19 protein-coding genes and 1 tRNA gene are annotated in these 22,189 nt (G+C 58.1%); 9 read left to right on the top strand and 11 right to left on the bottom strand.

The annotated features are described in order from the left end of the window. Nucleotides 1-219 precede the first annotated feature (219 nt). Nucleotides 220-2,262 (bottom strand): S9 family peptidase, encoded by a 2,043-nt coding sequence (locus BW974_RS13760; protein ID WP_076430823.1) that lies wholly within the window; start codon nucleotides 2,260-2,262, stop codon nucleotides 220-222. Between the two features lie 181 nt (nucleotides 2,263-2,443). Here BW974_RS13760 and BW974_RS13755 point away from each other — a divergent pair, with 181 nt between their 5' ends. From BW974_RS13755 to BW974_RS13745, 3 genes are read left to right on the top strand one after another with little or no spacing between them, the layout of a single operon-like run. Further along, entirely contained in the window at nucleotides 2,444-3,484 is a 1,041-nt protein-coding gene (locus tag BW974_RS13755; protein ID WP_076430965.1) for a TAXI family TRAP transporter solute-binding subunit, read from the top strand. Further along, entirely contained in the window at nucleotides 3,456-3,971 is a 516-nt protein-coding gene (locus BW974_RS13750) for a DUF1850 domain-containing protein (RefSeq protein ID WP_076430822.1), read from the top strand. The genes BW974_RS13755 and BW974_RS13750 overlap by 29 nt, the downstream gene beginning before the upstream one ends. Beyond that, the gene (locus tag BW974_RS13745; RefSeq protein ID WP_076430821.1) at nucleotides 3,968-6,652 is read left to right on the top strand and encodes a TRAP transporter permease; all 2,685 of its coding nucleotides are present in this window, start codon (nucleotides 3,968-3,970) and stop codon (nucleotides 6,650-6,652) included. Before BW974_RS13750 ends, BW974_RS13745 begins: the two co-directional genes overlap by 4 nt. A 366-nt stretch (nucleotides 6,653-7,018) precedes the next feature. Here the strand turns inward: BW974_RS13745 and BW974_RS13740 are convergent, their stop codons facing one another. Next, a complete protein-coding gene (locus tag BW974_RS13740; protein ID WP_245800087.1) occupies nucleotides 7,019-7,666 on the bottom strand; it encodes a DedA family protein in 648 nt (215 codons plus the stop codon). Nucleotides 7,667-7,827: 161 nt separating this feature from the next. Between BW974_RS13740 and hemB the strand changes: the two genes are divergently transcribed. Both hemB and BW974_RS13725 read left to right on the top strand, forming a co-directional pair. After that, nucleotides 7,828-8,811, top strand: coding sequence for a porphobilinogen synthase (gene hemB, locus BW974_RS13735; protein WP_076430819.1), 984 nt, complete (start codon nucleotides 7,828-7,830; stop codon nucleotides 8,809-8,811). A gap of 435 nt (nucleotides 8,812-9,246) precedes the next feature. Then, nucleotides 9,247-10,959 carry an ammonium transporter gene (locus BW974_RS13725; RefSeq protein ID WP_076430817.1) on the top strand — a complete coding sequence of 571 codons (1,713 nt, stop codon included), beginning with the start codon at nucleotides 9,247-9,249 and terminating at the stop codon, nucleotides 10,957-10,959. A 56-nt stretch (nucleotides 10,960-11,015) separates the two neighbouring features. Here the strand turns inward: BW974_RS13725 and BW974_RS13720 are convergent, their stop codons facing one another. From BW974_RS13720 to BW974_RS13700, 6 genes are all read right to left on the bottom strand, one after another. After that, nucleotides 11,016-11,792, bottom strand: a complete 777-nt coding sequence (locus BW974_RS13720; RefSeq protein ID WP_076430816.1) for a DUF7089 family protein — start codon at nucleotides 11,790-11,792, stop codon at nucleotides 11,016-11,018. A gap of 5 nt (nucleotides 11,793-11,797) precedes the next feature. After that, nucleotides 11,798-11,890, bottom strand: a complete 93-nt coding sequence (locus BW974_RS27510; protein ID WP_449267255.1) for a hypothetical protein — start codon at nucleotides 11,888-11,890, stop codon at nucleotides 11,798-11,800. A gap of 88 nt (nucleotides 11,891-11,978) precedes the next feature. Beyond that, nucleotides 11,979-12,425, bottom strand: coding sequence for a hypothetical protein (locus BW974_RS13715; protein ID WP_076430815.1), 447 nt, complete (start codon nucleotides 12,423-12,425; stop codon nucleotides 11,979-11,981). Nucleotides 12,426-12,554: 129 nt separating this feature from the next. Beyond that, nucleotides 12,555-13,412, bottom strand: a complete 858-nt coding sequence (locus tag BW974_RS13710; protein WP_076430814.1) for an OapC/ArvC family zinc-ribbon domain-containing protein — start codon at nucleotides 13,410-13,412, stop codon at nucleotides 12,555-12,557. Then, nucleotides 13,412-13,798: a DUF2073 domain-containing protein gene (locus BW974_RS13705; RefSeq protein WP_049969192.1), complete on the bottom strand. Its 387-nt coding sequence runs from the start codon at nucleotides 13,796-13,798 to the stop codon at nucleotides 13,412-13,414. Before BW974_RS13705 ends, BW974_RS13710 begins: the two co-directional genes overlap by 1 nt. A gap of 4 nt (nucleotides 13,799-13,802) precedes the next feature. Beyond that, complete coding sequence (locus BW974_RS13700; protein WP_049969193.1) at nucleotides 13,803-14,444, bottom strand: Era-like GTP-binding protein; 642 nt, start codon at nucleotides 14,442-14,444, stop codon at nucleotides 13,803-13,805. Between the two features lie 1,431 nt (nucleotides 14,445-15,875). On the opposite strand from BW974_RS13700, the gene BW974_RS13695 reads away from it, so the two are divergent. Further along, nucleotides 15,876-17,369 carry a Cdc6/Cdc18 family protein gene (locus BW974_RS13695; RefSeq protein WP_076430813.1) on the top strand — a complete coding sequence of 498 codons (1,494 nt, stop codon included), beginning with the start codon at nucleotides 15,876-15,878 and terminating at the stop codon, nucleotides 17,367-17,369. A 208-nt stretch (nucleotides 17,370-17,577) separates the two neighbouring features. Here BW974_RS13695 and BW974_RS13690 read toward each other — a convergent pair whose 3' ends face one another. Further along, on the bottom strand, nucleotides 17,578-17,820 hold the full coding sequence (locus tag BW974_RS13690) for a ferredoxin (protein WP_076430812.1): 243 nt from the start codon (nucleotides 17,818-17,820) through the stop codon (nucleotides 17,578-17,580). A 79-nt stretch (nucleotides 17,821-17,899) separates the two neighbouring features. Beyond that, the gene (locus tag BW974_RS13685; protein WP_076430811.1) at nucleotides 17,900-18,652 is read right to left on the bottom strand and encodes a nucleoside phosphorylase; all 753 of its coding nucleotides are present in this window, start codon (nucleotides 18,650-18,652) and stop codon (nucleotides 17,900-17,902) included. 122 nt (nucleotides 18,653-18,774) lie between these two features. Here BW974_RS13685 and BW974_RS13680 point away from each other — a divergent pair, with 122 nt between their 5' ends. The 3 genes from BW974_RS13680 to BW974_RS13670 all read left to right on the top strand — a co-directional run bounded on the left by BW974_RS13680 (nucleotide 18,775) and on the right by BW974_RS13670 (nucleotide 21,984). After that, nucleotides 18,775-21,045, top strand: coding sequence for an ATP-dependent DNA helicase (locus BW974_RS13680; protein ID WP_076430810.1), 2,271 nt, complete (start codon nucleotides 18,775-18,777; stop codon nucleotides 21,043-21,045). Beyond that, complete coding sequence (gene cgi121, locus BW974_RS13675) at nucleotides 21,042-21,539, top strand: KEOPS complex subunit Cgi121 (RefSeq protein WP_076430809.1); 498 nt, start codon at nucleotides 21,042-21,044, stop codon at nucleotides 21,537-21,539. Before BW974_RS13680 ends, cgi121 begins: the two co-directional genes overlap by 4 nt. 64 nt (nucleotides 21,540-21,603) lie before the next feature. Next, entirely contained in the window at nucleotides 21,604-21,984 is a 381-nt protein-coding gene (locus BW974_RS13670; RefSeq protein WP_076430808.1) for a DUF5789 family protein, read from the top strand. Between the two features lie 71 nt (nucleotides 21,985-22,055). On the opposite strand, the gene BW974_RS13665 is transcribed toward BW974_RS13670, so the two are convergent. Continuing rightward, nucleotides 22,056-22,128 (bottom strand) — tRNA-Gln (locus BW974_RS13665). Nucleotides 22,129-22,189: the final 61 nt, after the last annotated feature.

Raw genomic sequence — 22,189 nt, 5'->3', positions numbered from 1 at the left:
GTACTGCCGTAGAGAAACAGTTACTGCGGAATAGAACACCGAGAACACTAGTAGACGGTATAATATTGGTTTTCTAACTGTCCGATAGAAGAAATCGAATGCCAATCGAACCCCTTCGTTTCGGGTGAAAAATCGCTCGCAAGCGGGCGATTTTTCGGTATCGGAACCGCGGACGAAACGTACCACCCTATGCCAACAGTTATCGCTGTTCGTCTTCGGTCACTGTTCGTCTTCGCTCTCCGTTTCTTCGTCTTCGTCCGCTTCCGCCGCGGATAGTCCGTCGTCGCCGCGCTCTAACGCCGTTGGCACTTCGTGGTAATCGGAGTAGCCGTCGAACCAGCGGACGATGCGCTCCAATCGGTCAACGACGTGGCCGGGTTCGCCGCTCCGGGAGAGTTCGTGGCCCTCACGCGGATAGCGCACGAGTCGGGTTTCCACGTCGTTTTTCTTGAGGAGCAAGTAGAGCATCTCCGCGTTGTTCACCGGGACGCGGAAGTCGTTGTCACTGTGAACGACGAGCGTCGGCGTAGTTACGTTCTGGACGTGCGCCATCGGCGAGCGTTCCCACAGGAACTCCGGCTCCTCCCACGGCGTCGTGTCGAAATCCCACTCGATGAGTTTGAACGCGTCCGTCGAACCGTAGAAACTGTTGAGTTCGTACACGCCGCGTTGCGTGACCGCCCCTTTGAATCGGTCGGTCTGCCCGATAATCCACGAAGTGAGATAGCCACCGTAACTGCCACCCGTGACGAACATATTGTCCGTGTCCACGTAGTCGCGCTCCGCGATGGCGTCGGTTCCTGCCATCACGTCGTCGTAATCGACGGTTCCCCAACCGCGTTCGATGGCCGCCATGTGTTCTTCGCCGTAACCGGTGGAACCGCGCGGATTGCACCAGAACACGACGTAGCCCCGTGCGGCGAGCGTCTGGAACTCGTGCCACATCGTGCCGGTGGTAGACCACATCGAGTGTGGCCCGCCGTGAATCTCCACGACGAGGGGGTAGTTCTCGTCCGAATCGAAATCCGGCGGGGTCAGCACCCAGCCCTGAACCTCGGTTCCATCGTCCGATTCGAACCACAGTTCCTCCGGTTGCCCAACCGCCCGCTCGTTCAAATAGTCGGCGTTGAGACGGGTGAGTCGGTGGGTTTCTGCTCCACCGGGTGTCGAGACGAACACGTCGCCGGGATGGTCCCACTCGGATTTCGTGTAGGCGATGGCGTCGGTGCCGACGGAGAAATCGGTGATGTGTCCGTCGCCGACGACCTGCTGGGGTTCGTCGCTTCCGTCGCCAGCGACTCGCCAGATGACGTAGTCGCCCTCGTCGGGCGTCCCGAAGTAGACGCGCTCCTCGCTCGCATCCCACTGCGGCGGATTCGAGAGCGTCCTGTCTATCGACTCGGTGAGGGTGACCGTTTCCTCGGTTGTGCGGTCGAACACCTTGATTTCGTTTTGACGGAGCGTCGCGTTCTCCTCCGGACTGTAGACGTAGGCGATTCGTCCGTCTTCTGTTGCCGCCATGGACGCACCCCACGCGCTCGTCTGAAAGAGCGTTTCCTCTTCACCGGAGTCCGTGTCGTAGGCCGCAATGTCCACGACGATGTTGTCGTCCGGGTCGTCGGTTCGTTTGACGCCGTAGTAGAGCGTCGTCTCGTCGCCCCATTCCGGCGCGGAGAAGTCGAAATCGCCGTCGGTAAGCCGAGAGACCGAATCGTCTTCGAGATCTACGAGATGGATATGGCTTCGTTTGCCGTCGAAGTACCGCTGGCCCGCCCGGTACACTTTCCGGTCGATGACGCGTGGGTCGGGGGTTTCCGGTTCGTACTCCTCACCATCGAGAGAGATGTCGCGTTCTTCGTCGCGGTCATCTTCGGTGCTTTGCTGAACGAATGCGATTCGTGTTCCATCGGGCGACCATGCGAGTTGTGAGACGCCGCCAGCAACGTCGGTAACTTGTCGGGCCTCACCGCCTGCGGTCGGGAGTACCCACAATTGCGGGCGGTCGTCGTCTGCACCGCGGGTGCTTACGAAGGCGAGTCGGTCGCCGCTCGGACTCCACCGCGGATTGCTGTCCGCGCCTTCGCTGATGGTGAACTGCGTCGGTTCGCCGCCGCCGAGTGGAACGACGTAGATGGTCGATTCGTACCCCTCGTCGTCCTCCGGAACCGACCGGACGAACGCTACTCGCTCGCCATCGGGGGCAACCTGCGGGTCGCTTGCTTTGACGATATCGTGATATTCGTTGGCATGTATCGTTTCCATACACTGCCTCTCGGAACGGGCGCAAAATATACTTTCGATTCGAAATACCTCTGGTAAGCAATCGTTGCTCATCTGAATTCTGCATTACCACCCGGTATCGTGGGGTTTCGGCCCGATAGCGTGGGATTGCGATTGCGAAGCGTCGATTGGCTATATGAACACTCACGGAGAGGTCAGAATCATGGTGGGGGAACTCAACCGACGTAGATTCGTGAAAACCGTGGGAGCAGCGGGGCTTCTCGGATTTTCGGGGACTGCACTGGCACAACAACGATTAACGTGGTTCGCGGGTGGAACCGGCGGGACGTACTTCCCGCTTTCGAACCAGTTCAAGACGATTATCGAGAATAACACCGACTACACCATACAGGTGCAGTCAACGGGTGCGAGCGTCGAAAACGTCGGCGGACTCGCACAAGGAAACGCCGATTTCGCGCTCATCCAGAACGACGTCGCCTTCTTCGCGTACAACGGGACTGGCATCGAGGAGTTCCAAGGAACCCAAATCAGGAGTTTGCGAGGCGTGGCGACGCTGTATCCCGAAACGATTCACGTCGTGACGCTTCAGGGGAACAACATCGAGACGCTCCAAGACCTCCAAGGAGCGACAATCAACACGGGTGACCTCGGAAGCGGAACGCAAATCAACGCGCTTCAGATTTTAGAGTCGGTCGGCATCCAGCAAAACGACTTCACCGAACAGAACACCGGATTTTCACAGGCCGCAGACCAACTTAGAAACGGCGACATCGACGCCGCATTCGTCGTCGGCGGCTGGCCCGTCGGCGCAATCGAAGAACTTGCGACGACGAACAACATCGCATTCGTGAATATTTCCGGACAGACACAGCAGAACATTCTTCAACAGGCCGAATGGTTCGCGGAGGACACGATTCCGCCGGAAACGTACACCGGACAGAACGAACCGGTTCAAACCGTCGCGGTGCAGGCGATGATTGCGACGACCCAAGACCAACCGAACGCTGCGGTGAGAGGCGTGACGGAATCTATCTTCAACAACACCGGCCAGTTGAGCCTGAAACAGCAGTTTATCAACCGAGAGAGTGCGCTGGATGGAATGTCCATTCCGCTCCATCCCGCCGCACGAGAAATCTTCGGCCCGGCCACGACGCAGGGCGGAGGTGGAAATCAAACCGGCGGCAATCAAACTGGCGGAAACCAGTCGGGAGGCAATGACGCAGGTGGGAACAACAGTTCGTAACACTGCGCGACTGTCGCTCGCCCTGTGTGCACTCCTCCTGCTCGCGGTTCCGGCGGGTGCTGTTGCGGGCAGCAGCGCACAGAGTGGCGACGAACAGGGCGACAAAGTCCTCGTCGTCGCGGACGCCGAGACGGGCGAACCGATACTCGTCACACCGGTCAAAAACGGAACGCAGGTTACGCTCGCGTACACGCACAGCGTCGAGAAAACGCCGGTTCGGGACGTGTACGCCGTGGACGGAATCGAGTTAGAGATGACCGAAATGCGATTTCAATCCTACGGCGCTGGACTTCCGGCTAACGCGGACGTAACGACTGAAAACGGTTGGTTCGTCTTCGACCCACCGGGCCGCTACGCACAGATTTCCGTCGCACCGGGCGATGTGGCGAATCACGAACTGCGAGTCGGAGACGAGCGGTACGACCTCGCGGCACTCTCGGGCGGTGAATCGGTCGAACTGTTCGTCATCGAACGGTGTCCAACATGAGCGACACGCTAAGCGAGCAAGAGCAAGAAGAACTCGTTCAGGAACTTGAACACAGACGTGACCTTCGCGGGGTGATTGCCGTCGTCGCCTCGGCAATCGCCATCACCTTCTCGGCGTTTCAGATATGGCTCGCGGCGCGCGGGTTCGTGTTTCAACTGACGCTTCCTGCCATCGGGAACGTGCAACTCGCCGCGCTTCAACTGTTACAGGTGAACGCAATTCACGTCACCTTTGCCCTGCTGCTATCGTTTCTGCTGTTTCCGACCACGACTGGACGTGGATTTCTTTCGCGTCGTCTCGGCCAAATCGTTCCCGCAGTGCAGGAACGATTTGGCGAGGATAATCCGGTCACTCGGGTCGCCGCGGGTGTACGACGGGGTGTCCGATGGCTGATGGTTGACCCTGAAAGGAAACGGGTGACGCCGGTCGATTTCGTGATGATGGGGATAGCGTTGTTATCCGTCTGGTACATGCTGACGGATTTCGACGAAATTCGCGGAATGCGGGCGCTCGGACTCGGGTTCGGACGAACGATTTCGGAGGTGTATCCGTTTCTTTCGCCGGTCACGGACGCACTCTCTGCAATTGGAATCCCATTAAACGAGGTGTCCTACGCGTTCGTCCTCGGGGCGCTCGGCGTTTTACTCGTGCTCGAAGCGACTCGACGAGTTCTCGGCCTGTATCTCATGATTATCGTCGCGTCGTTCATCGTCTACGCGCGATGGGGCTACCTGATTCCCATCGACGCACCCATTATCGGCGTCCTCTCGATTCCGCCGCTCGACTGGAGTTCCATCGTCCAGAACCTCTGGTACAACACCGAAAACGGCGTGTTCGGAATTCCCGTTACGGTGAGCGTCCGATTCATTTTCATCTTCATCCTGTTCGGCGCATTTCTGGAGATGAGCGGCGCAGGCCAGTGGTTCATCGAACTCGCATACTCCGCGACGGGACAGCGAAAAGGCGGCCCCGCCAAAGCCTCGATTCTGGCCTCGGGATTCATGGGCACCATCAGCGGGTCGTCGATTGCGAACACGGTGACGACCGGAGCCTTCACGATTCCGCTGATGAAACGCTCCGGTTATCGACCGGAGTTCGCAGGGGCCGTCGAAGCCTCGGCCTCGTCCGGCGGGCAGATTCTTCCGCCCGTCATGGGTGCCGCGGCGTTCCTCATCGTAGAGTACACGCTGACGCCCTTCCGCGACGTGATTATCGCGGCGGCGATTCCGGCTATCGTCTTCTTCTTCGGCGTCTGGGTGATGGTGCATCTGGAAGCCTCGAAGGAGAACATCGGCGGCTTAGCCGATTCGGAAATCGTCGGATTTCAGCCCCACCTCCTTCGCGGTTGGTTCTACCTCGTCCCGCTAATCCTGCTTCTTCACTACCTCATCATCGAACGACTCTCGATCGAGCGAGCGGCGTGGTACACCCTCGTCGCCATCGCTGCACTCATCGCACTCATTGCGGCCTACAACCGAACTTCGAGAGTGCCGCTGGTCGGAACGATTGTCGGAATTTCCGCGCTCCAGTTCGCCTCCTTCGTGACCGCAGGCGTCGGTATCGTTTCCCTGCTCGCGGGCGGAGGCGGTGCAGAGACGGGACTCGCACCAATCGCCGCGCTCAATGTGGTGGCAGGGCAACTCGGCTGGATAATTCTCGCCGTGAGTCTCGTCACGCTGTTGCTTCGCCCGCACGCGGACGCACCACTGCTCGACTTCGACGGACAGGTCGATGACGCGGTTGCGAAGGGGGCAAACGTCCTTCGGCGACCCAAACTCGCGGACAATCGCGGATTCCAGTACGGTGGGTTCGTCCTCACCTCGATGGATTCGGGTGCACGAACCGCGACGACGGTCGTCATCGCGGTTGCGGCGGCGGGCGTCATTCCCGGCGTCATCAGCGTCAGCGGACTCGGACCGAATCTAACCGCGCTCATCCAGACGGTCAGCGGCGGGTCAATCGTCGCGCTGTTGGTTCTCACCGCGATTTCGTCCATCATACTCGGAATGGGAATGCCGACGACGGTGACCTACATCATTCTCGTCTCGATGCTCGGTGACGCCATCGCCGGATTCGGGATTCCGATTCTGTCGGCACACCTCTTTATCCTCTATTTCGGCGTCATCGCCGACATCACGCCGCCGGTGGCGGTCGCTGCCTACGCAGCCTCGGGAATCGCGAAATCCGACCAGTTCCAGACGGGCGTCGAGGCATTTTCGCTCTCGCTGAACAAAGCAATCGTCCCGTTCGCGTTCGTGCTGACGCCCGGAATCTTGCTCCTTCGCGGTGTCGGAACCGGACAGGAGGTTCGCGTCATCGGCGTGAACGACGTGACCAATCTCGGCTACTTCGTCCCCGACGTGCTGATTCCAGTGGCGGGAGTGTTCGTCGGCGTCGTCGCACTCGGTGCGACCGTCATCGGCTACCTATACGCCGACGTAAGCAGGGCAGACCGGGTGTGGTTTGCACTCGCCGCCCTCTTGCTCATGGCTCCCCTCTTGCTGTTCAACACCGTGACGAGCCTGTTCGGATTGGTCGGCCTACCGACCGTCGAACCGGGGTCGTTCGACCTCCTGCTTCGAGCAGTCGGTGCAGTCGCTTTCGGCGCGCTGGCGCTCAAAAACCGGCGGCGGGCGGACAGAGAGGCCGCCGAAGAGCGCGGAACGACGGAAGCGGCCTGAGGCTGACTACACTCTCCGAGGCAGGTTTCGACGCGGATTTCATCGCCAGTGGCGGTGAAATCCCCTTTGGGTCGTTCAGAATTTGTTGAATTTTTCCGAATACCCTCGGCTATCAAGGTAGTTTTCGAAAGGGTGCGTCCGCGCGGCGCTCATGGCATGGCACGCGACAAACGGCACGCGGACGCACCCGAAGGTACGCATTCAGGAGTGTTAGGTCTATCGCTATGGTAAAACCAAGTCGATTTCAATCTTGACTCGATTACGTCGGGGATTTTCCGACAGAACCCCGATTGTCAGCGAAAAGTGAAGACGGTGTCAGAATGTGGGAAGAAAATTCAGAGCGAGAAAAATCATAATGGGTGGCAATCAAAACGGAAGGAAATCTAACAGACCGAGTTCGATGGTGTAAATCGCGAAGGCGGCGAGCCACGACTGGAAAATCAGCGTTCCAATCGCGGAGAGGACGATGAACTCCCAATCCTTCATCTCCGCGAATCCGGCGGGAACGGTGAGCATTCCGCGGGTGAACAGGAGGGCGTTGCTGACCGGGACGACGATGCGACCCCAGCGGTCGAACCAGCCGTCGAATCGGTCGAGCGAGTCCTCGCTGATGCGGAACCACGGTTTTTCGAGCAGATACTCCCGACCGCCGCGCTTCGCCAGCGAAAACAGCGCGTACTGACCAATCGTCGCGCCGATGACGGCGACGAAGATGATGACGGCGATAGCTTGAATGTTGTCCGGGGACGCGAGAACGGTCACCGAGAACGGAACGAGACTCTCGCTCGGTGCGAAATACAGCAACATCGCGCCCTCCAAGATGAGGATGAGGAAGAGTGCGATGAGTCCGTACTGGTCGAGCCACTGTTTTGCGAGTTCTTCGTCCCCAGTCAGGAAGAGGTAGATACCGATAACCGCGGCAACCGCGACACCGGCCACGAGGAAGATAATTCCGTAATCCGAGAGGAACTTCCGGAGGGAGTTCGAACCGGAACCGAACGAGAGGAGCGCCAAACCGAACATCGAAAGGGCGAACAGACCGACGAAGGGAGTCGTCTCGACTGCGACGAGCGAGGCGATTTGCATCTGGTACGGCTATTGACGTGATATACTAAATGCGTTGTGACCTGCGCCCGGAACGACGCGGTTTTGACCGTTCCGCCGATAGCACCGGTATGAACCCAATCGAGCGCCCGCGTCGGCTCCGCCGGGACGGACTTCGCCAACTGGTCAGCGAGAACGAACTGGCGGCCAGCGACCTCATTGCACCCGTTTTCGTGGACGCAACCACGGACGAGCGCGTCGAGATAGAAACCATGCCGGGTCACGAGCGCGTCCCAATCGAAGAGAGCGTAGCCCGCGTTGAGGAAGTGCTGGAAACCGGTGTAGAGGCCGTGATGCTGTTCGGAATTCCCGAGTCGAAGGACGAACACGGCAGTCGCGCGTGGGCTGAAGATGGGGTGGTACAGGAAGCAACGCGTCGAATCACGAGCGAGACGGATGCCACAGTCATCACAGACGTATGCCTCTGTGAGTACACCGAACACGGCCACTGTGGCGTACTCGAAGACGATGCCGCGGACGACCCGCGACTCACGGTGAAAAACGACGAAACGTTAGACCTCCTTCGGAAGATTTCGGTTTCGCACGCCGAAGCAGGGGCGGAGATGGTCGCCCCCAGCGGCATGATGGATGGCATGGTCGGCGCGATTCGCGAAGCGCTGGACGACGCGGGCTACGCCGACGTTCCCATCATGAGTTACGCCGCCAAGTACGAAAGCGCGTTTTACGGGCCGTTCCGCGACGCCGCGGACGGCGCACCATCGTTCGGAAACCGACGCCACTACCAAATGGATCCGGCCAACTCGCGCGAAGCCCTGCGCGAAGTTGAACTCGACGTGGAACAGGGTGCTGACGTGCTGATGGTGAAACCCGCACTGCCGTATCTGGACATCGTCCGCGACATCCGTGAGGAGTTCGACCACCCCGTCGCGGCCTACAACGTTTCCGGCGAGTACGCGATGCTCCACGCCGCGAGCGAGAAGGGGTGGCTCGATTTGCAGGAAACCGCACTCGAATCGTTGTTGTCGATTAAGCGGGCCGGAGCAGACCTCATTCTCACCTACTTCGCGGAAGATATCGCCGACGAACTCGCTTGAGCGAGTTCGTCGGCCCTCGTAATCGGGCGAAATCAAACGAAGATTACGGTAATCGAACGAAATACCGATTCGAATTTCGGTCGAATCGGCGGGTATACACCGGTTTGCGAGTGAATCTCGTGCGCACCGAGTTCAGCGCATCGAGTACCGTCAGCCGACGATACCCGATTTTTCGGTGGACAAGCGTCCAGAAGCGAGTTTCCGGATGGTCGTTTTCCGACCACATTACAACCTTAAGGAGATAGTATCCGATAATAAACTGGTCGTTCGGCCACCCAACCGGCGATGAAAATGAGTATTTCAACGATTAAGGTTATAAGCAAGAACCCTGTTGCGTCGTACCGTGATGCAGAAAACAAACCAACCAGAATACTCGGTATTCGTGGACAGTCGTCCAGATGATATCGTCGTAATAGACACGAAGGGGGACGACGAATGAGCGAGTTGACCCTCCTCGCGCAGGGTGCGAGCGACCTCGAAGTGCTTGCGGAGGGCGTCAACCTGCTGTGGGTGTTGGTCGTAACCTTCCTCATCTTCTTCATGCACGCCGGGTTCGCCATGCTGGAGGCCGGACAGGTGCGCTCGAAAAACGTCGCCAACCAGTTGACGAAGAACCTGCTGACGTGGAGCGTCGGCGTCCTCGCCTTCTTCCTCGTGGGTGCGGCGCTGTCGAGCATCGTCGGCTACCTGACTGGCGCAACGGGGGCATGGTCGGTCGCCGGAGAGTTCACTGCAATCCTCGAACCCAGCGGCGTGAACAGTTGGGTCGATTGGCTCTTCGGCGCGGTGTTCGCTATGACTGCCGCAACCATCGTCAGCGGGGCCGTCGCGGGGCGCTGTAAACTCCGCACCTACGTGAGCTACACTGTCCTGCTCGCGGCGGTCATCTACCCCGTCGTCGTCGGCTTTACGTGGGGCGGCGGCATCCTCGCGACGATTGGTTTCCACGACTTCGCGGGCGGCATGGTCGTTCACGGAATGGGCGGCATCGCCGGATTGACCGCCGCGTGGGTCATCGGGCCGCGTCTCGGTCGCTTCGACGAGAACGGCGGTGCGAACGTCATCCCCGGCCACTCCGTGACCTTCGCCGTCCTCGGGACGCTCATCCTCGCCTTTGGTTGGTACGGATTCAACGTCGGCACTGCGGCCACGGTGTTCGCGTCCGAGGGCGAGGCGCTCTCACTGGCCGCATTCGCAACGGTCGGTCGAGTCGCCCTCGTCACGACGCTCGGAATGGCTACGGGCGCAATCGGTGCAAGCATCGTTTCGCTGGTTCGCACCGGCAAGGTTGACACCTTGTACGTCGCCAACGGCTTGCTCGCCGGATTGGTCGGCGTTACCGGAATCGCCGACGACATCGTCTGGCCCGGCGCGCTCGCGGTCGGTCTGCTGGCAGGCGCACAACTCCCGTTCGTCTTCGAGTTCGTGGAAAAACGCCTCAACATCGACGACGTGTGTGCCGTGTTCCCAGTCCACGGCTCGGCCGGGATTCTCGGAGCGCTGGCGTACCCGTTCGTCGCAGTTGGAACGTGGCAAGGATTCAGCCTCGGTTCCGTGCTCTCGGGACTTGCAGTGCAGACTACGGGCGTCCTGCTCATCGGGCTGTGGACAGTTGTCGCAACTGGGACGGTGTTCGGCGTCGCTCGTGCACTCGGACAGGCCCGCGTCTCGCCCGCGCACGAGCGCGAAGGACTCGACGTGGCGGAACACGGCGTCGAAACCTACCCCGAGTTCGGCGTCGGCGACACCGCGGAGATTCCCGCCGAACACCTGCGCGCCGATGGCGGTTCTCTGCCCAACGACGGCGGCATCAAACTCGTCACTGCAATCGTGCGTCCGGATAGACTGACCAACGTGAAGCGAGCGCTGGCAGACATTGGCGCGCCGAGTCTCACCGTGACGAATGTGAGTGGCCGCGGCAGTCAACCCGCAAAACTCGGTCAATGGCGCGGCGAGGAGTACGTCGTGGATTTACATCAGAAAGTGAAAGTCGAGTGCGTCGTCGCGGACATCCCCGCAGACGACGTCATTGAGGCGATTCGCGAGGCCGCAAACACCGGGGAACCCGGCGACGGAAAGATATTCGTTGTCCCCGTTGAGGAAGCCTGTCAGGTGAGAACGGGCAAAAAAGGAACGGAGGCGGTCTGAAACGAGAACAAGAGCAGCAAAATTCGACCTTCTTTCTTTTCGCAACCTTCGCCCTACTATTCGGTATTCAGCGTCTTTTCGGCCCATTTAATCGCGTAATCGACACCGTGGTGTCGATACGCTTGCGTGTCCAGCGCGGAAAATGGAGCAGGTGGTTCGATACCGTGTTTGATGGCGCTACAGGCGAGTTCCGTTGCGTCGGAAAAATCCGTGCGACCGCTGGCAACTTCCCGGGTGATTCCTTCTACTCTGGGTTCAATTCGTTCACCAGCGTCCTGCCACGCGTCGAACAAACGGGGATACGATTCGCGCCACTCCGCGAATACTTCGCGGGTGTGAAGTCCGTTATAGGCGTCACAGAGCGCGACGGCGAGTTGATACGTACTTCCGGAGTCGAGCGGAACCACGTCGGCGAACTCCCGGTATCTCTCGCCGAAAAATTCGAGAAACTGTTCGGGCAAATCGAGTCCGATTTCGACCAGTGCTTCCGCGAGCAGAAAGTCGATGAACTCCGCTGGCGACCCCTCTACTCGTGCTTTGACGAAGACGACAGGTGGAGACGTTTGGTGCGTCCACGCTACGCTTCCGTCGCCCGGCATGCCGACCACGAGGTCGGTTCCGGCGAACCGCCGCAACAGTTCGGGCGCGTCGTCGGGTAGCCACTCGTCGGATGCGGAGAACGGACGAATTTCGTCCGTCAGAAGCGCGAGGTCGTCGCGCGCGGGAACCGGAAGTGTCTCGAAATCCCGATTGCAGTCGAGGACGAGCGTATCAGGTGCGTGTTCGTCTCGAACCGCCGCCACGTCCTCGGGGAGCGTTCGTTGATTAAACATCGCGCTCAGGCGACGAACCAGAGGTTGAGGATGACTGCAACTGCGGCCAGCGCCGTCAGTCCAACAGTGCCGATCACGATTTTCGTCGGAGTGCTCATACCCGACCGTTTCCACTCGAACGCTTAAAACCTGCCGAGTCCGGGTGAAACCCCTTCGTTTCCACTCCAGAACCGTGAGCTGACACTCTTACGAACTTACACTGACAGCATCGACCCGGGCTGTGACGAAGCGGGCAACGCCATCCTCCAAGAGCAACAACAGATTGTAGACGAGTGTCCCTTGAAATCCGATGGCGAGAAACGCCCAATTTGCTGGAAATCCGGGATTGAAAGTCGCGATAATGCCATAACTCAACAGGAGATTGCCGAACGTAGCGGCGATGTGAACCATGGATGCCGCGATGAGTCTCCCGCTGGGATTTGAATCGATGTCCTCGAACAGGTCATCGAATGCGATGCTCGCCATCGCCCCAAACACGACCAACGCACCGACGACGTAGAGGAAAATTTCGAGAATGCGTGGCGACCCGTATTGGTTCATCAGTATCGCACCACTACCCCAAATCGTCAGTGTGTAGCCGTATGCCTTCGACTCCGAAAGCAAGTTTTGTGCGAGTTCTTCGATGGGATTCATACAGTTGCGTGGGCTATCGAGCGACAAAGGTCACGTCCCTGCTATCGCGTGCTATTTGAGTGGCTATCGAAGGGAAATAGTATTGACAGTGGAGAAGGCTGTCGAGGAAAGAGAAGTGACAGGAATAGATTAGCTGTCGACGGAACCAGTCCACGAATCAGGAACTTGGATAACGTATCGACCGTTCTCCTTGAGGGCGATGATATACTCGTCGCGTTCGTACAGTTCCATCAGATTGAGTTCGTACTGGCCGGGTTCTACCACTTTGATGCTCTCGAACTGGCTGTTGAGTTCCTCTCGGAGTTCGTTGAGGCTCGGTTGGTTGTCGTCGGGTGCCTCGACGACGGTTCCAGTTCCCTCCTGAACCGGCGTTTCCGGAAGCTCGTCCTCGGGGACGATTTCCGCGCGCGCATTTGCCTGCGCGCTGTCTTCTCCCGACTGAACCCGACCCGAATCGGCAGGAACGTCAGGGTTTGGCTTGACGGGAGACGTTGTCCCGGCACTTCCGGCCGTTTGCGGTGCAGATGAATCGCTCTGCGATTCATCTGCTGGCGTTCGTGTGCGGGTCGAATTTCGATTGCCAGTTGGTTTTTGCCGGTCGTCTGTGGGCTTTGCTCCGCCCGCTGATGTCGATTTTCCTGCTGATTTCGCTGATTTCGTTCGTTGCTTGCGTTCGCGTGCAGGTGCTTCCGTCTGTTCGTCCCGCGAGCCACCGGCTTGGGTATCTTTCGTGCGGTCGTCCGAACCGACCCACCCCCGGACGGTCGAGGCGGCGCGGCCAACCGCGCCGGAACTCGACGCGGCGTCGGGGGCCTCGTTTTTCGTCTCCGCAGTCGCGTTCGCCGAACCAGTGGCCGTTGTTTCGTCTGGAGACGACCCGGACGGACGGAACTGGAACTTATTGCCGCCGCAGTCCGGACATCCCGAAAGCATCTCCTTCGACCCGTCGGCGAATGCGCGCCCACAGTTCGTACACTTGTGCGGCATTATTTACGGGATATGAGGGCGCTGATGAGGTTCTCGTCCTTGTGGAGCGTTTCGATTTGGTTTGCGGGACCGATGACTGTGAGTTTCGAACTGTCCGACTCACGACCCATCAACCGACCCAACAGTCCACTATCGGAGGTCTTCGAGCGCGGGTAGGTTTCGATTTCGATGCCGCTGAATTCGTCTGGACTGATTTCGGCCATCGTCACCTCGATGAGTTTGCTCTCCTCGTCCGGCGAAAGCCCTTCTTCCAAGATGACGATATTTCCATCGTGGACGCCGTCCAGTATCATCCGAATCTTTTCCATGCTGGTCTTGCCAGCCATTCGCTCGCCACCGATGAGGTCGATTTGGACGCCGTCGTCTGATTTTTTCACTTCTGGCATGGAATCACCCGAAGTACTCCGCGATTTTCGTGTACACTTCGTCCATGTTCTCCCCTTCGAGCGCCGAAAGCGGAATCGTCTCGTGCTGTGGGTAGGCGTTTCGAATCCGCTGGACACTCGAATCTTCGAGGTCGGTTTTGTTGGCAAGAATCAGGACGGGGAGGTCTTGACTCTCGATGATGCCGATGAGCATCGTGTTGACCTGCGTAAACGGGTCGGTCGAACTGTCGAGTACGTAGATAACGCCATCTACGTCTTCGCGAAGCCAGTGCATCGCTTCCGCGACACCTTCGGTGGCCTCGCGGGAACGACGAACCGCATCTTCCTTTTCCATGTCGTGGTCGAGAAACTCCTCGTAATCGACTTTCGTCGTCACACCCGGCGTGTCCACGATGTCGATAGTGACGGTTCTCCCGTCTCGCTCGATTTCGACGTTCTCTTTTCTCCGTGCGCGCCGTGTTTCGTGTGGAACGTGGCTTTCGGGACCGATGGCGTCGCCAGTCCAATCACGGGCGATTCGATTGGCGAGCGTCGTTTTGCCAGCGTTCGGCGGGCCGTAGATTCCGATTCGTTTCGGCTCTTCGGATGTGAAGAGCTTATCTGTAACTCTTTTAACACTTTGCTTGAGACCTGTAAACAATCCCATCCTATTTCCTCCCAGACCCCGGCTGTCGGCACCCTCACTAGACAGATCTGCTATCGAATGGTTGCCCATCGTCGAGCAATTACCCACCGTTGAGTGACTGCCCGTCAGTGAGCAACCGAGTGATTGTACCCGGACACGCGGGGCTGTTGCGCGTACAACTTTACGCCACTCACTTAAACCTACGTCAGACAACTGTTGACACAAATCATCGACTTGCTTGCAGAAGAGGGGCAGTTGTTTGCAATAGAGGAAGAGAGAAATGAAAAGTGAGAGACGACGAAGCGGAAGACACGAAATGACGAAAGGAAAGGCATGAAATGGTTTCTGTAAATCGGTGGAGAACCGTGTGAAGTAGTCTTCATAAACTCGAAGTACCGTTTCTCAAAACAGCATGTGAACGTTCCACTCGAAATAGAGGGGTTGGCGCAAGTTCAGGGTGGACGTAAGTCGAGTAGAGAAGTACAAGGAGAGAGTCGGAAGTGGGAGTCGAAGGCCGGAGACGAGAGGAGAACTGAAGAGAGGGCACGGAAGATGAGGGCACGGAAGAAGCGGACCTCCGGTGTCGGTCGCTGTTAGAGAACACGTACCATAGGACGGTTCCCACCCCCACCCCTTTGTTTCAGGTGGAACCGCGAAAAGATGGGGTGGGGGTGTCGGTGACCGATAACTTACAGACAACAACCGCTTCTAGAAAACAGATTACTCTAGTTTGCGGATACTGTTTCAATTGTGTTGTAATAAAGGTTCGTGTTTTAGATACCGCCGATACCCCCTCCCTCCCTTTCTCGCGTTCCACCCGAAACAAAGGGGTGGGGGGCACCAACGTCTATCGATACCACATGTCATGGACGATTTTCCGCAACCTTACGGGCAAGTCTCTGTTACTCTGTCTCACGTCAGTTTTCTCTCAGACACGCCAATTTTTCTCAGTGCAGTTTCGTGTTCCACTCGAAATGAGGGGGTTTCACAAACGGGCGCGTCTCGAAATCGTCGTTGCCTCAACTCCACCCGAAATGTACGGACTGTGAACCGATTGTTGCGGGACGGTTCGGTGGACTGATGCTGTGAACTAAAACGACCGGCAAATACCGAAGTAGTCGATAAAGATAATATTAATTATATATTTTAATTAATAATCATAAAATAATTTTTGACACGATGTTCGGCAGTAGTCTGTTTTCGAGTCGTGTTCGAACTCGACTTGAAACGATGCTGTCTCCGACGAATACCGCCGAAAAACCCGTATTTCACCCGTCATGCCACCAATAAGAAAGATTTTAATACTGTGCTGTACCTCTTGTTCATCTGCATCAACTGGACGCGCTGTCGTTTCTGTGGGAAACGAATCCGGGTGTTATTCCCGGTTTCTTCCCGTCTCTCTCCACGCAGCGCGACAATTCCAGTGGAAACGAAGGGGTCTGTAGCCGACGCATGTCAGACGAGAATACCAACCCATCGGACGAACGAACCGGCCACGGGAGTCGTGGCTTCGAGGGCGTCGATTTGGACGAGGTCGTGCTGGACGACACAGCCGAAGGTAACCAAGGACTGTTCGACGACCTGCTTAGTGGCGAACCGATTTTCGAGAACAAAGAAGTTCTTCGACCCTCGTACACGCCGCACGAACTCCCGCACAGAAAAGAGCAAATCAACCGGATGGCGACTATCCTCGTCGCCGCACTCCGGGGCGAGACACCGTCGAATATCCTCATTTATGGAAAGACGGGAACCGGAAAAACTGCGAGCGCGAAATTCGTCAGTCAAGAACTCGAACGCACATCGCTGAAATACGAAGTTCCCTGCGAGGTCGAGTACATCAACTGCGAAGTGACCGACACACAGTATCGCGTGCTCGCACAACTCGCCAACAAGTTCATCGAAAACAACCAAATCGAGATAGGAGAACGAATCTCCGAACTCCAAGATATTCGCGACGGCGTCGCCGCCGAATCCGACCAACTCGAAAACACGGAATTTTCTTCACTCAACGCAATCGAAGACCGCATCTCCGAACTCGAAGCCGACGCAGACGAAATGGAGGCCGTCCCGATGACCGGGTGGCCGACCGACCGCGTGTACAACACCTTTTTCGAGGCTGTCGATTATCAAGAACGGGTCGTCGTCATCATGCTGGACGAAATCGACAAACTGGTTGAAAAGTCCGGTGACGACACACTCTACAACCTCTCGCGAATGAACTCCGAACTCGAAAACTCGCGGGTGTCCATCATGGGTATCAGCAACGACCTGAAGTTCACAGACTTCCTCGACCCCCGCGTCAAATCCAGTCTCGGCGAGGAAGAAATCGTTTTCCCGCCATACGACGCGAACCAACTTCGAGACATCCTTCAGCACCGAGCAGACGTGGCGTTCAAAGCCGACGCCCTCTCGGACGACGTGATTCCGCTCTGTGCCGCATTCGCCGCGCAGGAACACGGTGACGCGCGCCGCGCACTCGATTTGCTTCGAACCGCGGGCGAACTCGCAGAGCGCGACCAGAAAGAGCGCGTGGAGGAAGGCCACGTCCGCAAGGCGCAGGACAAAATCGAACTCGACCGCGTTGTGGAGGTCGTCAGAACCCTTCCGACACAGTCGAAACTCGTCCTCTTTTCGACCATCTCGCTCGAAAAGAACGGCGTCCACAATATCAATACGGGCGAGGTGTACAACGTCTACAAACACCTCTGTGAAGAAATCGACGCCGACATCCTCACGCAACGCCGTGTCACCGACCTCATCAGCGAACTCGACATGCTCGGCATCGTCAACGCCGTCGTCGTCTCGAAAGGGCGCTACGGGCGCACGAAAGAAATCAGTATTTCGGTCCCGATTGACGAAACTGAGGCGGTTCTCCAGTCGGATTCACGACTGAGCGACATCGACGACATCCAGCCGTTCATGCAACAGGCGCGGTTCGACAGCTAAATCCTTTCGCTCACTTCGTCGCTTCCGGTCGATACTGAACCCTAGCATTTGGCAATCGGTTTTTCGACCCATCGCGGTTCACTCCGGCGTTTTCCACTCGAAATCATGCCCCTTCGAACACAGTCGAAACGGTACCCTTTCCAGCCCAATCGAAACTACCCTATTCGAGTCGGTCAAACCCGTTTCCAAACCGTGGAGAAGAAATTATTCAGACGATTTGTTCGCCATCGTCGTCGTACACCTTGATGGCGTCAACAGGGCAGACACGGGCCGCCATCTCGGCGTCGAACTCCTCGCCTTCTGGCACTTCGCGCACGAAGATTCCCTCTTCGGCTTCCTCGCTCTCCAGTAAGTCGGCCTTACCTTCTTGGCGATTTTCCACGAACTCGTCCCACTCGGCGGTGCACTGGTACATTCCCGTACAGGTGTTTCGGTCGTATTCGATTTTCATATCTACCACTCCGATATGTGTCTTCAAATCAGTGGCGGAGATGATGCAGTTGGTAACCGAAATCGAACTACGATGAAGTCTATGAAACGTAGGTTCGAAGCGCCTCGATAGTTGGGTCGAGCATCGCCGGAAGCGAACACGATTCGTCCGCGTTTGGCTCCCATTCGTCCGTCGTGAGATAGTCCCCAACCTCGTGAACGACCGCGGAATCGACGCCACGGTAGGCCGCAACCGCGAGCATGGCCGATTCGGCCATGCCGAGCGAGAGAACACCTTCGTTCGCGTAATGTTCTATTTCGGGAATCGTCTCACGGTACATCGCGCCCATCGACCACGTCGGCCCGCGATGCGTCTCGATTCCAGCCTCAACAAGGCTGGAATCGAGACAATCTACCAGTTCTGGAGTTGGTTCGACGTGCTCGTCCGCCGGAAGGTAATGATGCGAAACCCCTTCGTCGCGGATGGCGCGAGTCGGAAGAATAGCTTCGTCCAACCCGATGTCTTTCTGCAAACTGGCACAGCCACACAGGAGACAGACGACTTCCGCACCCGCCGCGATGACGTTTTCTGCAATTATTGCTGTGACTGTCGGCCCGATGCCGAAATCGCCGACGAATCCCACGTTCTCGTCCAGCAATTGCAACTCCTGATTTCGAACGTAGTTCACTGCGTCCGTCGCGCGCTCGTCCACCGCCTCGAACAGTTCGTCCTCGAAACCGAGGATGACTGCTGGCGGCATTTCGGGTAACTTCCCGCTGTGAGCCTCCACCGCATCCTCGGGCGAAAAGAGCGCGGGTGCATCGTATTTGTCCCCAAATTTCGGAATCGGCATATCCGTACCTATCGGCACGACGAAAAGAATCTTCTCCCGCGCTCACCCGACAGTTTAAACGGGAAGACGCGCCAATCGGTGGTAATGACCGGATTCGCACCGCGCACGCAGGGTGAGCGTGCGTGAAAGTCGCCGATTTGACGGGATTACCCGACGGCGTCCCCGAACACTTTCAATCACAGGGTATCGAGGAACTGTACCCGCCACAGGCCGAGGCAGTCGAAGCAGGCATCACGGACGGAGAAAGCATCGTTGCCAGCATCCCGACCGCCAGCGGAAAGACATTTATCGCGGAGTTGGCGATGCTTTCGAGCGTCGCCCGCGGCGGGAAAGCCCTCTACATCGTCCCGCTTCGCGCCCTCGCCAGCGAGAAAAAGGAGGAGTTCGAGGAGTTCGAACAGTACGGCGTGAGCATCGGCGTCTCGACCGGAAACTACGACAGCGACGGCGATTGGCTTGCGACGAAGGACATCATCGTCGCCACGAGCGAAAAGGTGGACTCGCTAGTCCGAAACGGCGCGAAGTGGGTTGATGACCTCTCATGCGTCGTCGCAGACGAAGTCCACCTCGTCAACGACGCCCATCGTGGCCCGACACTCGAAGTCACCCTCGCAAAACTCCGGCGTGTGAATCCGAACCTCCAGACCGTCGCCCTGTCGGCAACGGTCGGCAACGCCGACGAGATGGCGGACTGGCTCGATGCGACCTTGGTCGATTCGTCGTGGCGGCCAATCGACCTCCGAAAGGGCGTTCTCTACGGCCAAGCCCTCCATTTCGATGACGGCACGCAACAGGAACTCGCGCGCGGAAAGCAGAAAGAAACCGCCGCACTGGTTGAGGACACGCTGGGCGACGAGGGTTCGTCGCTCGTGTTCGTCAACTCGCGCCGGAATGCGGAGGCCGCCGCGAAACGACTCGCGGACGTGACGAAAAACCATCTCACGGACGAGGAACGAAGCAAACTCCGCGAAGTCGCCGACGAAATTCGGGACGTGAGCGATACGGAAACGAGCGACGACCTCGCAAACGCGGTGGAGAAAGGCTCCGCGTTTCATCACGCGGGACTCGCCAGCGAACACCGCTCAATCGTGGAAGACGTGTTCCGCGACAGACTCGTGAAAGTCATCAGCGCGACCCCGACGCTCGCAGCGGGGGTGAACACCCCAAGTCGGCGCGTCATCGTCCGCGACTGGCGGCGGTACGACGGCGACGTCGGTGGGATGCAACCTCTCGACGTGCTGGAGATTCACCAGATGTTCGGCCGGGCAGGAAGACCGGGACTCGACCCATACGGCGAAGCGGTACTCATCGCCAAAAGTCACGAGGAACTCCAAGAACTGTTCGACCAGTACGTCTGGGCCGACCCGGAAGCAGTGCATTCGAAACTCGCGGCGGAACCCGCACTGCGAACTCACATCCTCGCCACCGTAGCGTCCGGATTCGCGGGAACCGAAGACGAACTCCTCGATTTCCTCGAACGGACGCTGTACGCGACCCAGACCGACGAAACGGGCCGTCTCGAAACCGTCACCCAGCGAGTCCTCGACTATCTCGAACGAAATGGGTTCCTCGAACGCGACGACCGTCTGCGAGCAACTGGCCTGGGCCACCGCGTCTCACAATTGTATCTCGACCCGATGAGTGCCGCCGAAATCATCGACGGCTTGCGCGCCGCGGAGGACGACCCAACCGCACTTGGACTGTACCACCTCGTTTCGCGCACGCCGGACATGTATCAACTCTATCTTCGGTCGGGCGACCGCGAACGCTACACCGAAATCGCCTACGAGCGGGAACCGGAGTTCCTCGGCCACATGCCCTCGGAGTTCGAAGACCACGCTTTCGAGGACTGGCTTTCGGCGCTGAAAACGGCCCGACTTCTCGAAGATTGGGCCAGCGAACTGGACGAAGACCGGATTACTGAACGCTACGCAATCGGCCCCGGCGACATTCGCGGCAAAGTCGATACGGCGGAGTGGCTGCTGAACGCGGCGGAACGACTCGCCAGCGAACTCCAGCGAAGCGACGAGGAAAGTCTCCCGTCTGCCACTACAACCGCAGTCCGCGAAGCACGAAAACGAGTCCAATACGGTGTCGAGGAGGAACTGCTCGACCTTGCAGGTGTGAGGAATGTCGGTCGAAAACGCGCCCGCCGACTGTACGCTGCCGGAATCGAATCTCGAGCAGACCTCCGCGAGGCGGACAAATCAGTCGTTTTGGGCGCGCTCCGTGGGAGACGAAAAACGACCGAAACCATCCTCGAAAACGTGGGGCGAAAGGACCCATCGCTAGATGATGTCGAAGCCGACGCGGAGGCGAAAGCAACTGCAACGAAAACCGCGAACGAAGCGGCCGGGAATGGCGGCCAGCAGAGCCTCGGTGATTTCGAATGAAACTGGTCGAAGGTGTGGCGAACATCGACGACCTCGATACGTTTCTGGGCCAAATCGGAGACATCGCCGACGAATACAACTGCGCGATACAGGCGTTCGACGCGCGCTACATCGCCGGACGTGACCATCTCAAATCGGCGGTCGAACACGCGAATCGCGCGTTCGACCGCGGTGAAAACGTCGCCCGCGATCGAGCAGTCGAGATTTTGCTGTATGCCGCTGGCCGCCGCCAAATCAATCAGGCGCTCGAAATGGGTGTCTCGGAGGGAAAACAGCAGGTAATCGTCGTGGTCGATGGAAAGCAGGAAGCCGACGAAAACAAAGGTGTAGCGGCTATCTCCGACTTACTGAAACCTGCCGACACACTTGGAAATCCAGACCGAGAGATGATTTTTGACTTCTTCGACGTTTCTGACCGAGAACTAAATGCCACTAGTACAACCCTCTCAGACCTCGTCTGCGAGCGAGTTGCCCTGTTGGAAGTCGAGAAGTAGCGTCGAAATCCCGATTGCTGGTGGCCAGTACGAATTTTATCCATCCCGGTGTACGCCCGATACCATGCCAGAAGACGACCACGACCCGGGAGATGTGCAGGACAGCGCGCGCGAGCGTCAGCACGAACGTGCCGAAACCGTCGAAAATATGCTCGGTGAAGCGGGCCGGATGCTCGGCGAGCACAAATATCCGACGACGAGCGAAGAGTTGGCGGCGGAGTACGGCGACCAGCAACTCGATTTGCCGAACGAAACGGAAACGCTGGGGAGCGTCTTCGACCGACTCGTGGACGAACGGTTCGAATCCGCGGAGGAAGCGCGGGAAGCAGTGTACAACGAAGTTACCGGCGAGGCTGGCGGAATGGCCGAATACAACGACGAACGGGCGTTAGGCGAGATTGACGATGCGGAATCGGACGACGAGTCGAACACGAACTGGCAGTAATCTCCAGTTGAAACGAAGGGGTTCCGGTCGGCACTCTCGGCTCGGCACTGTTCAAAAATCGAATGAAAGGATAGTCCCACACGGATTCGAACCGCGGTCGAAGCCCCCAGAAGGCTTCAGGATTGGCCACTACCCCATGGGACTTGGCTTGCTGCAGAATACCGTACTGGCCGCTTGCTTGTAAGCGTTGCGCGTTTGGATTCCG

Source organism: Haladaptatus litoreus (assembly GCF_900156425.1).
In the GTDB taxonomy this organism is placed as follows: Archaea; Halobacteriota; Halobacteria; order Halobacteriales; family Haladaptataceae; genus Haladaptatus; species Haladaptatus litoreus.
Note: the sequence above shows the minus strand (reverse complement) of the source record. Positions and strands in the feature narration are given on the sequence as shown.

Bases quoted from the DNA above. Each gene is read 5' to 3' on its own strand.
- BW974_RS27510 (WP_449267255.1), bottom strand. From the start codon at position 11,890: ATGAGCACTCCGACGAAAATCGTGATCGGCACTGTTGGACTGACGGCG.
- BW974_RS13690 (WP_076430812.1), bottom strand. From the start codon at position 17,820: ATGAAAATCGAATACGACCGAAACACCTGTACGGGAATGTACCAGTGC.
- BW974_RS13750 (WP_076430822.1), top strand. From the start codon at position 3,456: ATGACGCAGGTGGGAACAACAGTTCGTAACACTGCGCGACTGTCGCTC.
- BW974_RS13715 (WP_076430815.1), bottom strand. From the start codon at position 12,425: ATGAATCCCATCGAAGAACTCGCACAAAACTTGCTTTCGGAGTCGAAG.
- BW974_RS13685 (WP_076430811.1), bottom strand. From the start codon at position 18,652: ATGCCGATTCCGAAATTTGGGGACAAATACGATGCACCCGCGCTCTTT.
- BW974_RS13700 (WP_049969193.1), bottom strand. From the start codon at position 14,444: ATGGGATTGTTTACAGGTCTCAAGCAAAGTGTTAAAAGAGTTACAGAT.
- BW974_RS13710 (WP_076430814.1), bottom strand. From the start codon at position 13,412: ATGCCGCACAAGTGTACGAACTGTGGGCGCGCATTCGCCGACGGGTCG.
- BW974_RS13745 (WP_076430821.1), top strand. From the start codon at position 3,968: ATGAGCGACACGCTAAGCGAGCAAGAGCAAGAAGAACTCGTTCAGGAA.
- hemB (WP_076430819.1), top strand. From the start codon at position 7,828: ATGAACCCAATCGAGCGCCCGCGTCGGCTCCGCCGGGACGGACTTCGC.
- BW974_RS13760 (WP_076430823.1), bottom strand. From the start codon at position 2,262: ATGGAAACGATACATGCCAACGAATATCACGATATCGTCAAAGCAAGC.
- BW974_RS13720 (WP_076430816.1), bottom strand. From the start codon at position 11,792: ATGTTTAATCAACGAACGCTCCCCGAGGACGTGGCGGCGGTTCGAGAC.
- cgi121 (WP_076430809.1), top strand. From the start codon at position 21,042: ATGAAACTGGTCGAAGGTGTGGCGAACATCGACGACCTCGATACGTTT.
- BW974_RS13695 (WP_076430813.1), top strand. From the start codon at position 15,876: ATGTCAGACGAGAATACCAACCCATCGGACGAACGAACCGGCCACGGG.
- BW974_RS13755 (WP_076430965.1), top strand. From the start codon at position 2,444: ATGGTGGGGGAACTCAACCGACGTAGATTCGTGAAAACCGTGGGAGCA.
- BW974_RS13670 (WP_076430808.1), top strand. From the start codon at position 21,604: ATGCCAGAAGACGACCACGACCCGGGAGATGTGCAGGACAGCGCGCGC.
- BW974_RS13725 (WP_076430817.1), top strand. From the start codon at position 9,247: ATGAGCGAGTTGACCCTCCTCGCGCAGGGTGCGAGCGACCTCGAAGTG.
- BW974_RS13705 (WP_049969192.1), bottom strand. From the start codon at position 13,798: ATGCCAGAAGTGAAAAAATCAGACGACGGCGTCCAAATCGACCTCATC.